The sequence below is a fragment of the Moorena sp. genome (assembly GCF_982860115.1).
Genome location: NZ_CEYLVT010000240.1, coordinates 1 through 11,266, shown reverse-complemented (window position 1 = coordinate 11,266; position 11,266 = coordinate 1). Strand labels below are relative to the sequence as shown.

The following is an 11,266-nucleotide window of genomic DNA, read 5'->3' as shown; positions in this document are numbered from 1 at the left end:
GGCTCGTCCCATGTTTTACCCAAATGTAAAAAACCTACCCCTGTGAGCCACACCCTACACCCTACCCCCTACTCCCTACTCCCTACTCCCTACTCCCTACTCCCTATTCTTCACAACCAATTTCCCAGCAAAATAAAAGCCGACCAGTAAAAGGGGTGACTAAATTGCTTACTCTGCAACAGCTCCTGTTGAGCTTGACGCAGAGCTTCAGCCTTGGTAACCTTGCCTGTGGCTAACTTCTGGTAGAAGCGAGTCATTAACTCGGCAGTGCCTAGATCGTCCACATACCAGAGACTGGCAAGGGTACTGCGTGCGCCAGATCGTACGGCTACTCCAGCCAATCCCAAAGCCGCTCGGGAGTCTCCTGCGGCTGTCTGACAAGCACTGAGGACGAGTAATTCAATGGGATTTTTTTGCTTTTGATCCGCTGAGATCAGACTATTTAACTCATTGATATTGATTACGTCGTCCCAGGTCAGGAGAAAGGTTTCTTCAGCTACTGAACTAAATTCACCATGAGTTGCTAGATGGAGCACTTCGTACGGAGAGCTATTAACTTCTGTAGTGAAGTTGGATTCAGTAAAGGATTCATTGAGTAGAATCAATGAGGGAACTTGAGCCATGATATTCTCTAATTCTTCCTTCACCCCAGGAAGTGCTCCTAAATTGGGACGATGGGGACGAGTTTCCGTGACTCCAGCAGCCAGAACTGAAACGTTTTCTCTAACATTGGCTTGAGAGTCGATTAATTGTAAACTAGGTGCTACTGCAATATTATATTTCTCGATAGCATAGTTTTCCCCGTCATAAAGCACGGACATAGGAAGATTGCGCAGGGCTCCGTCGGGAATAAATACTAGGGTGCGGATGTTGCTGTTGGCTAGTTCCGCTTCAATCGGGCCGATTAACCAGTCGTGTATTGTTTGCAAGTTTTCCTTTTCAAGACTTTGCCAAGGCCTAGTAATAGTTCTCCTTGCCAAAGCCAGTTGTTGTTCTATTTCTGTTTTGGGTAAGTTAGTCGTGATCTGGCGCAGAGGTTGTCCGGGCAAAGTGACAATTACTTCCAGGCGGTCTGGCAAGATAATGGTATAGAAGATAGCCGCGTTGGGATCAATTTCATCGATATTAACGGGTTTAGCATCTAGACAGGCATCCCGAAAAAAGTTGTCTAGTTCTGCTAGTTGCAGGGATTCAATCACATCTCGTGCTTGTTTGAGGTTTTCTTGAGATGCATTGGGTTCCAGGAGTAGTCCTACTAATTCTCGGTAGACTGGTTCGACCCTCTCTCGAAACCCAAACTGAATATCGCTACTAATCGCGACTAGGTCGCTACGGATCGATTGGAGAGTTTGCACCGATTGAGCATAGGCCGCGATCGCATTTTTTTTATCCTGTTTTAGATTGAAGATTCTTCCTAGTTGCCATTGCCATTGATAGGCTAAATCCGGAGCCTGGATTTCTTGAGCAATCAGTAAGGCTTTTTCGGTCAAGTCTTGGGCTTCATCAAGACGTTGATTGTATTTGTATAAGCTTCCCAAGTTACCAATGGCTTCAGCTTCCGCTCGTTTATCTCCTAAATTCCTAGCCAATTTAATAGCATCGGCGAGATAAGTAGCCAGGGCTTTGGGAGTTTTTAGTTCTGTATTTTCAGATTTTAATAGAGTTTTGGCTAGCTTAATTCTAGCCTTTATTGCTCTTTGACTGGGAGATAATGTGGTTAAGGTATAGTCTATAGCTGGCAATAACCCTCTGGCTCGTGACCACTCTTGTGTAGCTATCAATACACTCAGTTGATTTAATTGTCCCTGAATTTTAATATCTGCTAAGGGAGATTCCTTGACAACCCGTTGATAGAAATCCAAAGCCTCTTCTGTTTTTGTTTGTAATCTAGCTGTATCCCCCAAACTGAGTAGAGTGTCAGCAATCAAAGTCTGATTTGGTAAGTTTTCCGCTATGGCTAAACTTTGTTGTAAAATGTCTTGAGAGTCTTGGAATTTTCCCACTCTCCTGAGGACATCACCTAGGTATTGAAGGGCTGTACTTTTGAGAGGGCTATCAGGTTGGTCTTGGATACTTTCCTGGATTTGATTTAACGTTTTAGTGGCTTGATTATACAACCCTAATATTCGTAAGGCTTGCACTTGGTAAATCTGACTTTCCGTTAATTTATTGAGGTCTTCGAGGTCTTGGTAGATAGCACTAGTTTGCTGCCAAGTATCTAAGGCTTTTTCCCCTTGACCTAGTGATAAGTATACTTGTCCTTGGACTGACAGAATTTGGGCTTGTAATTGTTGACTTTCCTTGGTTAATGGCAGTTGTGATAGTTGGGTAAAACTCTGGGATATTGTCTGTTTAGCTTGTGCCCAGTCTCCCAAACGTTGATAAACTAACGCTAGATTCGCCAAGGCGTTAATCTCACCAATAATGTCTCCACTATCGCTGTAGTTACTAATAATTTGCTCCAACAACGGTATCGCCTTTTGATATTCACCTGTTTCATAGAGTTGTTGGGCTTTTTGGTCTAGGGAATCGGGAATCGGGAATCGGGAATCGGGAATCGGGAATTGGGAATTGGGTGTGATTCTTTGATAATTTGATAAGGCTTTCCCGGATGGTAGGAAGCAGGTTAATGCGATGGCAATTAAAAATGATAGTTTTTTCATAATAATTAAGGGAACAGGGAACACAAAAGGGGGAATTGGGAATCAGTAACAGCTTTTTGATGGTGCGTTACGGGGCTACTGGACGACCTTGAATATCATGGCAATCCCTCCCCTAACGCACCCTACGCACTACTCTACGCACTACTCTTCCCTGTTCCCTGTTCCCTGTTCCCTGTTCCCTCTGCCCGAATGACAATCCAGATGGGGCAATATCTGATCAACAGGAGTACCCCGAAACGGTTGCGCCGTCAGAATGATGGTGCCATCCTTTGCTGTTACCCAGCCTTGGGCTTCGATAATCACTTTTTTTTCTTGGGGAGGTTGAGGCTTTGTCAGTGATTGTTGCTGCTGTAATGGTTGTCTACTACTGCTGGGTAAGCCAGGACGAGAGAGCCAGCCCACTGTTCTGTCAGTATTAATCACCGAATCGTCTGCACTAGCTGGTAAACCCCCTTTACCCGTAATGAAAAAGGAACTGCCGCCAGCAATCCGATTATTCTCAAAGCCACAAAGGTCATTGGCCAAGATGGCTTCTGCATCTACCGGGCTTGCTGGTAATTCCGTTAAGCCTGAGGTGGGGTCTACGTCTGGGGTGTTAAGGATTACTTCACCGCTGAAGGATGGGCCAAGTCGGGAGGTGGCGGTGATGTCATTGTCTGGAGTTTCACGGTCTCGAAACTCTAAGCCAAAGATGCCTTGGGCATTAATCTCAACACGACCTCCTGGGCCTTTTTGAGCATTGGCGGTGATGTCGCTATTTCCCAGACCCAGTAAGGTATCAGTATTAATTTTGATATTTCCCCCATCAGTATTCTGGGCGTTAGTGGTAATGTTGCTTTCGTCGAGGAGTCGGATATCACGAGCTTCTAGGATAATATTGCCTTGCGGTCCTGCTGTTTCTGCTGAGATCCTGCCATCGTTGTTTAGGAAAATGGAGTTGGCATTAATATCTACCGTGCCTGCTGAACTCCCCGGTTGAATGCTTGTAGCACTAACAACTGCTCCATCAGAGATTATTAACTTGTCAGTGGTAATTTTCAAAAACTCTCCCGCATCTCCTTTGCCTTCACTTAGATTAGTCAAGCTCCTGGGAATCCCACCATTGACTGAGGTACCAATCACTTGAACAGATTTAGAGGCATCCACAGTCAAATTTCCCCCGTCCCCTTCACCCAAAGTGGCAGCTGAAACAAATGCTCCATCTTTGACAATTAACTCCCCAGTGGTAATAGTCACATCGCCCCCGTCCCCTTCACCAGAAGTGCTAGTTGAAACAAATGCTTCACCAGAGACCATTAACTTCCCAGTGGTAATAGTCACATCTCCCGCATTTCCTCTTCCAAAAAAAGTTTCAGCTTTCAAGGCGCTGCCCAACCCACCCGAGGCTGAGCTACCAATCACTTGAACAGTAGAGTCCGCATCTACAGTCAAATTTCCCCCGTCCCCTTCACCAAAAAAAGTGTTAGTAGTAACTTCTCCTCCATTCTGAAGCAAAAAAAAGTCAGTGTTAATCACAATGTCTCCCCCATCTCCCGCACCGAAAGTTGAAGCAGAGAGGTTGCTAGTAAATCGAGATCGAATCAACCCATCAATCAATTTCACAGACTCAGAAGCATTCACAGTCACGTTTCCTGCCTTGCCCTCGTCAAAAGCGTTACTTAATACGCTTGCTCCATCCCTAAGGGTCAACTGACGAACATCGATGGTTATATCTCCACCGGGCAATGAGGTGAATGTGCTTGCTCTAACGGTAGAGGTTCTACCAATATCTAACTGTGAACCCCGGATGGAAATTGCGCCGTCACTGTCTTCGGCAGCCAGGTCATTTTCTTCTCGAAGGCTGGTACTGATCAAAGACCTCAGTATTCCGATATCCCGAAAGTTCTCAATACCTTCGTATCCCAAAACCCAACCTTGACCTTTTGGTGTCAAACTTACCATACCTGGACCAGCAACACTACCCAGTTCAATCCGTCCACCTCGTGCTTCTAGCAAAAATCCTTCTAAGGTAATATCGCTTCCTACAAGAGCTAAGGTTTTACCCGGTTGCACTCTTAGCCCTAGTCCTTGACGGAAACTCTGGCGACCACTAATTCCTTGTGCCCTAATACTGCCTGAGTTTTCTGCATATTGCAAACCAAGAGGCCCCTTAATCGTTAACAGAGGTGGAGCATCTGGGTTGGTGGCGCTGAATTGAAAACCATTGTCAAACACCACACTATCAGCAGTACTCCCAAAAAATGAGCCTCCCAGATCTAGTCTGGTATTAGGACCAAAGACAATACCGTTTGGATTTATCAGAAATAAATTAGCATTTCCCAATACTCCCATAGTCCCCAAAATATTGGAAACATTACCTCCAGTTACCCGACTCAATATGTTGGTAACTCCAGCAGGATTATCAAAATAAACTCGCCCAAACTCGGCCACATTGAAATCTTGAAAGCTATGGAATAGATTGCTTTCTCTAATCGCCCCACCTTCTATCAAATCTGCTAGGGCACCCTTAACATTGACATTGGGGGTTACTACAGAGCCTTCATTTCCCAGGGTATTATCTGGGGTGATTTGTCCTAATGCGGTAGTTGCAGCTAGTAGAGAATAGAAAACAAAGGGACTTGCTTGCAGAAGTCCGTAAACCACAGCTTTCATGTTAATCAATCAAAATGCTCCCGATATCTGGGATTATTTCATGAAATACCTGTCGATTCTGTTAAGTTTTATTAAGTCAATAGGGCAGTACCCAAGGTAAGCCATTCACTAATTTTCTAAACCTCTAACTCTTTGCTCTAAGGCATTCATTCTTTCTTCTAAATCTAATTTGTCAGATTCTTGGGTGATGCTATATCCAATCAATCGTTCTAATATCCTTTCTTGTCGTTGTTGCTTTTCTTGAGACCTTAATTGTGTTTCTTGTAGTTCACGTTGACCAGCTTGGAGTTCACCTTGAACAGCTAGGATCTGTTCTAATATCCTTTCTTGTCGTTGTTGGTTCTCTTGAAACGTTAATTGTGTTTCTTGCAGTTCACGTTGAACAGCTAGCATCTGTTCTAATGTTGTGTCTTGTCGTTGTTGGTTTTCTTGAAACCTTAATTGTGTTTCTTGAAAGCGTAATTGTGTTTCTTGTAGTTCACGTTGAACAGCTAGCATCTGTTCTAATGTTGCTTCAATTCGATCTAATCTGTTCGAGCCGTTGTTAGTCATTGTTGATTTATATTGTTGATTTATTATGAATTAACCCAAGTTAGATTTATAGCCATTGGCCAATGGTCATAATAAATTATGACTTAGGCTAACCATCACCCATAGGTATAGGCGTTGACTATGGGAAATAATATTAGGTTATCTCCTGTAAGGGTGACCAAGAGCCAGCCTCCCAGCCTGACGAAAACTCTAAGGCTGGCTCTCCCGTGGATTTTCTTGTCCACACTTTTATTGTAGCACAAAAATTTTTAAAATATGCTATTATAAAAATATTTTTGTAAATTTTTTGAGGGAGTCGGGAGCAGGGAGCAGAGAGTGTGGTAAGTGTGGTAAATATGGTAAGCATGGTAAGTGTTTCCCCCTTGTTAAGGGGGGTTAGGGGGGATCTCCAGTTGGGATTTAGCTGGAGGATTAGCGCGTTCGCTTTTAGCGGAAGCTTTGCTTCATCGCATAACCAATAGGTGCGTTACTATTGCTAGCATGCCTCTTGCCTCTTGCCTCTTGCCTCTTGCCTCTTGCCTCTTGCCTACTCCCTACTCCCTACTCCCTATTTCTCACAACCAATTTCCCAGCAAAATAAAAGCCGACCAGTAAAAGGGGTGACTAAATTGCTTACTCTGCAACAGCTCCTGTTGAGCTTGACGCAGAGCTTCAGCCTTGGTAACCTTGCCTGTGGCTAACTTCTGGTAGAAGCGAGTCATTAACTCGGCAGTGCCTAGATCGTCCACATACCAGAGACTGGCAATGGTACTGCGTGCCCCCCCACGCACGGCAACACCAGCCAATCCCAAAGCGGCTCGGGAGTCTCCCACGGCTGTTCTACAAGCACTTAGGATGAGTAATTCAATCGGATTTTTTTGCTTTTGATCCGCTGAGATCAGACTATTTAACTCATTGAGATTGATCACGTCATCCCAGGTCAGGAGAAAGGTTTCTTCCGCTACTGAACTAAATTCACCATGAGTGGCCAGATGGAGCACTTCGTAACTAGAGGTATTAACGACTGTATTGAAGTTAGATTCAGTAAAGGATTCATTGAGTAAAATCAATGAGGGAACTTGAGCCTTGATATTCTCTAATTCCACCTTCACCTGAGGAAGTGGTCCTAAATCTGGACGATGGGGACGAGCTTCGGTTAGTCCAGCAGTCAGAGCCGAAAATTTTTGCTTCACTAAAGCTTTAGGGTCGATTAATTGTAAACTAGGTGCTACCGCAATACTATATTTCTCGGTCAAATAGTTTTCTCCGTCATAAAGGACGGACATCGGAATATTCCGCAGGGCTCCGTCCGGGATAAAGACTAGGGTGAGGATGTTACTGTTGGCTAGTTCGGTTTCAATCGGGCCGATTAACCAGTCGTGTATTGTTTGTAAGTTTTCCTTTCTCACACTTCGCCAAAGGCTAGTAATATTGATCTTTACCGAAGCGATTTGTTGTTCTATTTCTGTTTTGGGTAAGTTAGTGGTGATCTGGCGCAGAGGTTGTCCGGGCAAGGTGACAATTACTTCTAGGCGGTCTGGCAAGATAATGGTATATAAGATAGCGGCGTTAGGATCTATTTCGTCGATATTAACTGGTTTAGCATCTAGACAGGCATCCCGAAAAAAGTTGTCTAGTTCTGCTAGTTGTAGGGATTCAATCACATCTCGTGCTTGTTTGAGGTTTTCTTGAGATGCATTGGGTTCGAGCAGTAGTGCTACTAATTCTCGGTAGACTGGTTCGACGCTTTTTCGAAACCCAAACTGAATATCGCTACTAATCGCGACTAGGTCACTACGGATAGATTTGAGGGTTTGCACCGATTGAGAATAGGCCGCGATCGCGTTTTTTTTATCCTGTTTTAGCTTGAGGATTCTGCCTAGTTGCCATTGCCATTGATAGGCTAAATCGGGAGCCTGGATTTCTTGAGCAATAACTAAGGCTTTTTCGGTTAAGTCTTGGGCTTCATCAAGACGTGATTGCTGTTCGTAAAGACGTGATTGCTGTTCGTATAAGGTTCCCAAGTTACCAATGGCTTCTGCTTCCGCTCGTTTATCTCCTAATTTTCTAGCCAGCTTAATAGCATCGGCGAGATAAGTAGCTAGGTAGTTGGGAGTTTTTAGTTGTGTATTTTCGGATTTTAATAGGGTTTTAGCTAGATGAATTCTAGCATTGATAGCGATTTTACTGGGAGGTAATTTAGTTAAGGTGTTGTCGATAGCTGGCAATAACTTTCTGGCTTGTGACCACTCTTGTTTAGTTATCACTATACTCAGTTGATTTAATTGCCCTTGAATTTTACTATCCAGTAAGGGAGATTCCTTGACAACCCGTTGATAGAAATATCTGGCGTCTTCTGTCTTTCTTTGTAATCTAGCTGTATCCCCCAAACTGAGCAGAATATCAGCAATCAAGGTTGGATTTTGGAAGTTTTCCGCTATGGCTAAACTTTGTTGTAAAATTGCTTTAGAGTCTTTGAATTTACCGACTTGGCGCAGCACATCACCTAGGTAGTGGAGGGCAGTACTTTTGAGTTTGCTATCGGGTTGGTTTTGGAGGGTTTCTGTGATTTCAGTTAAGGTTTTACTGGCTTGATTATATAATCCTAATACTCGTAAGGCTTGCACTTGGTAAATCTGACTTTCTGTTAATCTAGTTAAGTCTCCAAGCTCTTGGTAAATAGCACTAGTTTGCTGCCAAGTCGATAAGGCTTTTTCCCCTTGACCTAGAGATAAGTAGACTTGTCCTTGAACTTCTAATAGTTGGGCTTGTAATTGTTGACGCTCTTTGGTATGATCAAGATATGATAGTTTTGTGAAACTCTGGGATAGAGTTTGTTTAGCTTGGTCTAGGTCTCCCAAAGTTTGATAAGCTAACGTGAGATTGATTAAGGAATTAATTTCACCAATCAGGTCGCCATTGTCCCTGTAGTTACTAATCATTTGCTCCAACAACCCTATCGCCTCTTGGTATTGACCTGTTTCATAGAATTGTTGGGCTTGTTCCTCTGGAGAATCAGTAATTGAGTAATCTGGTGTGATTACTGGAGAATTTGATAAGGCTTCGCCGGATGGCAAGAAGCACGTTAATGCGATTGCAAATATAAATGATAGTTTTTTCATATCCCTACTCCCGATTCCCGATTCCCTACTCCCTACTCCCTACTCCCTCCTCCCGAATGGCAATCAAGATTGGGCAATATCTGCTCCACAGGAGTCCCGTTAAACGGTTGCGCCGTCAGAATAATCGTGCCATCCTTTGCTATGACCCAGCCTTGGGCTTCGATAATCACTTTTTTGTCTTGACGGGGTCTGACTAAAGATTGCTGCGGTAATGGTTGTCTGGTGTTGGCTAAGCCAGGACGAGTTCGCCACCCCACTGTTCTGTGGGCATTAATCACCGGATTCTCTGGAGTTGGTGGTAAACCCCCTTTGCCAGTAATAATAAAGGAACTGCCACCAGCAATCCGATTATTCTCAAAGCCACAAAGGTCATTGGCCAGGATCGCTTCTGCATCTACGGGGCTTGCTGGCAATTCGGTTAAGCCTGAGGTCGGGTCTACCTGTGGGACGTTGAGTATGACTTGACCGTTGAAGGATGAGCCAAGAGTGGAGGTGGAAGTGATGTCATTGTCTGGAGTTTCACGGTCGCGAAACTCTAAACCAAAGATGCCTTGGGCATTAATCTCAACACGACCTCCTGAACCTTTGTCAGCATTGGCGGTGATGTCGCTATTTCCCAGACCGACTAAGGTATCAGTATCAATGGTGATATTGCCCCCATCGGTATTCTGGGCGTTAGTATTAATTTTGCTTTCCTTGAGGAGTCGGATGTCACCAGCTTCTAGGATAATATTGCCTTTGTCTCCTGCTGTTTCTGCTGTGATCCTGCCACCGTTGTCAAGGAAGATGGAGTTAGCATTAATATCTACCGTGCCTGCTGAACTGCCCTGTTGAGTGCTTCTAGCACTAACAATTGCTCCATCTTTAATAAATAACTGGCCAGTGGTAATTTTCAACAACTCTCCGGCATCTCCTGTTGCTTGAGCTTGAGTAAACAAGCCAGTGGGAAACTGATCATCGGGTGTTATACCAATGAGTTGAACCGTAGAGTCCGCATCTACAGTCAAATTGCCCCCATTCCCTTCACCCAAAGTGGCAGCGGAAACTTGTGCCCCATCTTTGACAATTAATTCCCCAGTAGTAATAGTCAAATGTCCGGCATTTCCTTTGGAGTCTGAATTAGCCTGAGCAGACAAGCTGCTGCCAAACTCACCCGAGGCTGAGGTACCAATCACTTGAACAGTCTGCTCAGCATTGATAATCAAATTTCCTCCGTTTCCTTCAGCAAAAGTGCTAGCTGAAACTCGTGCTCCATCAGAGACTATTAACTCCCCAGTGGTAATACTCACATCTCCGGCATTTCCTTTGGAGTCTGAATTAGCCACAGCTGTCAAGCGGCTGCCAGACTCACCCGAGGCTGAGGTACCAATCACTTGAACAGTCTGCTCAGCATTGATAATCAAATTTCCTCCGTTTCCTTCAGCAAAAGTGCTAGCTGAAACTCGTGCTCCATCAGAGACTATTAACTCCCCAGTGGTAATACTCACATCTCCGGCATTTCCTTTGGAGTCTGAATTAGCCACAGCTGTCAAGCGGCTGCCAAACTCACCCGAGGATGAGGTACCAATCACTTGAACAGTAGAGGAGGCATTGATAATCAAATTTCCCCCGTTTCCTTCACCTGAAGTGCTAGCTGAAACAACTGCTCCATCTTTGACAATTAATTCCCCAGTGGTAATAGTCAAATTTTTGGCATTTGCTGTCCCTTCAGTTTGAGCAAACAAGCCGCTGCTAAACTCACCCGAGGATGAGGTACCAATCACTTGAACAGTAGAGGAGGCATTGATAATCAAATTTCCCCCGTTTCCTTCACCTGAAGTGCTAGCTGAAACAACTGCTCCATCTTTGACAATTAATTCCCCAGTGGTAATAGTCAAATTTTTGGCATTTGCTGTCCCTTCAGTTTGAGCAAACAAGCCGCTGCTAAACTCACCCGAGGCTGAGGTACCAATCACTTGAACTGTAGAGGAGGCATCCACAATCAACTCTCCCCCTTCCCCTTCACCAAAAGTGCCAGCTGAAACAACTGCTCCATCAGAAACCATTAACTCCCCAGTGGTAATCTTCAAATTTCCCGCTTTTCCTGTGCCTGGAGTTTGAGTAGACAAGGCGCTAGGAAACTGACCCGAGGCTGAGGTACCAATCACTTGAACAGTAGAGGAGGCATCCACTGTCAAATTTCCCCCGTCCCCTTCACCGATTGGGATAGCTAAAACTTCTGCTCCATCAGAGACCATTAACTCCCCAGTGGTAATACTCACATCTCCCCCATGTCCTGTCCCTTGAGTTCGAGCAAAC

5 protein-coding genes are annotated in these 11,266 nt (G+C 44.5%); all 5 read right to left on the bottom strand.

Annotated features, from left to right (window positions below; all coding sequences use genetic code 11):
* Positions 1–110 precede the first annotated feature (110 nt).
* On the bottom strand, positions 111–2,663 hold the full coding sequence (locus tag AC4II3_RS27495) for a CHAT domain-containing protein (protein WP_490722963.1): 2,553 nt from the start codon (positions 2,661–2,663) through the stop codon (positions 111–113).
* 141 nt (positions 2,664–2,804) lie between these two features.
* Positions 2,805–5,315 carry a two-partner secretion domain-containing protein gene (locus tag AC4II3_RS27490; protein ID WP_488029655.1) on the bottom strand — a complete coding sequence of 837 codons (2,511 nt, stop codon included), beginning with the start codon at positions 5,313–5,315 and terminating at the stop codon, positions 2,805–2,807.
* Between the two features lie 108 nt (positions 5,316–5,423).
* The gene (locus AC4II3_RS27485; protein WP_488016276.1) at positions 5,424–5,867 is read right to left on the bottom strand and encodes a hypothetical protein; all 444 of its coding nucleotides are present in this window, start codon (positions 5,865–5,867) and stop codon (positions 5,424–5,426) included.
* Positions 5,868–6,421: 554 nt separating this feature from the next.
* On the bottom strand, positions 6,422–8,968 hold the full coding sequence (locus AC4II3_RS27480; RefSeq protein ID WP_490722962.1) for a CHAT domain-containing protein: 2,547 nt from the start codon (positions 8,966–8,968) through the stop codon (positions 6,422–6,424).
* A gap of 32 nt (positions 8,969–9,000) precedes the next feature.
* Positions 9,001–11,266: beta strand repeat-containing protein (locus AC4II3_RS27475; RefSeq protein WP_490722961.1), on the bottom strand; the 2,266-nt coding region annotated here is incomplete at its 5' end.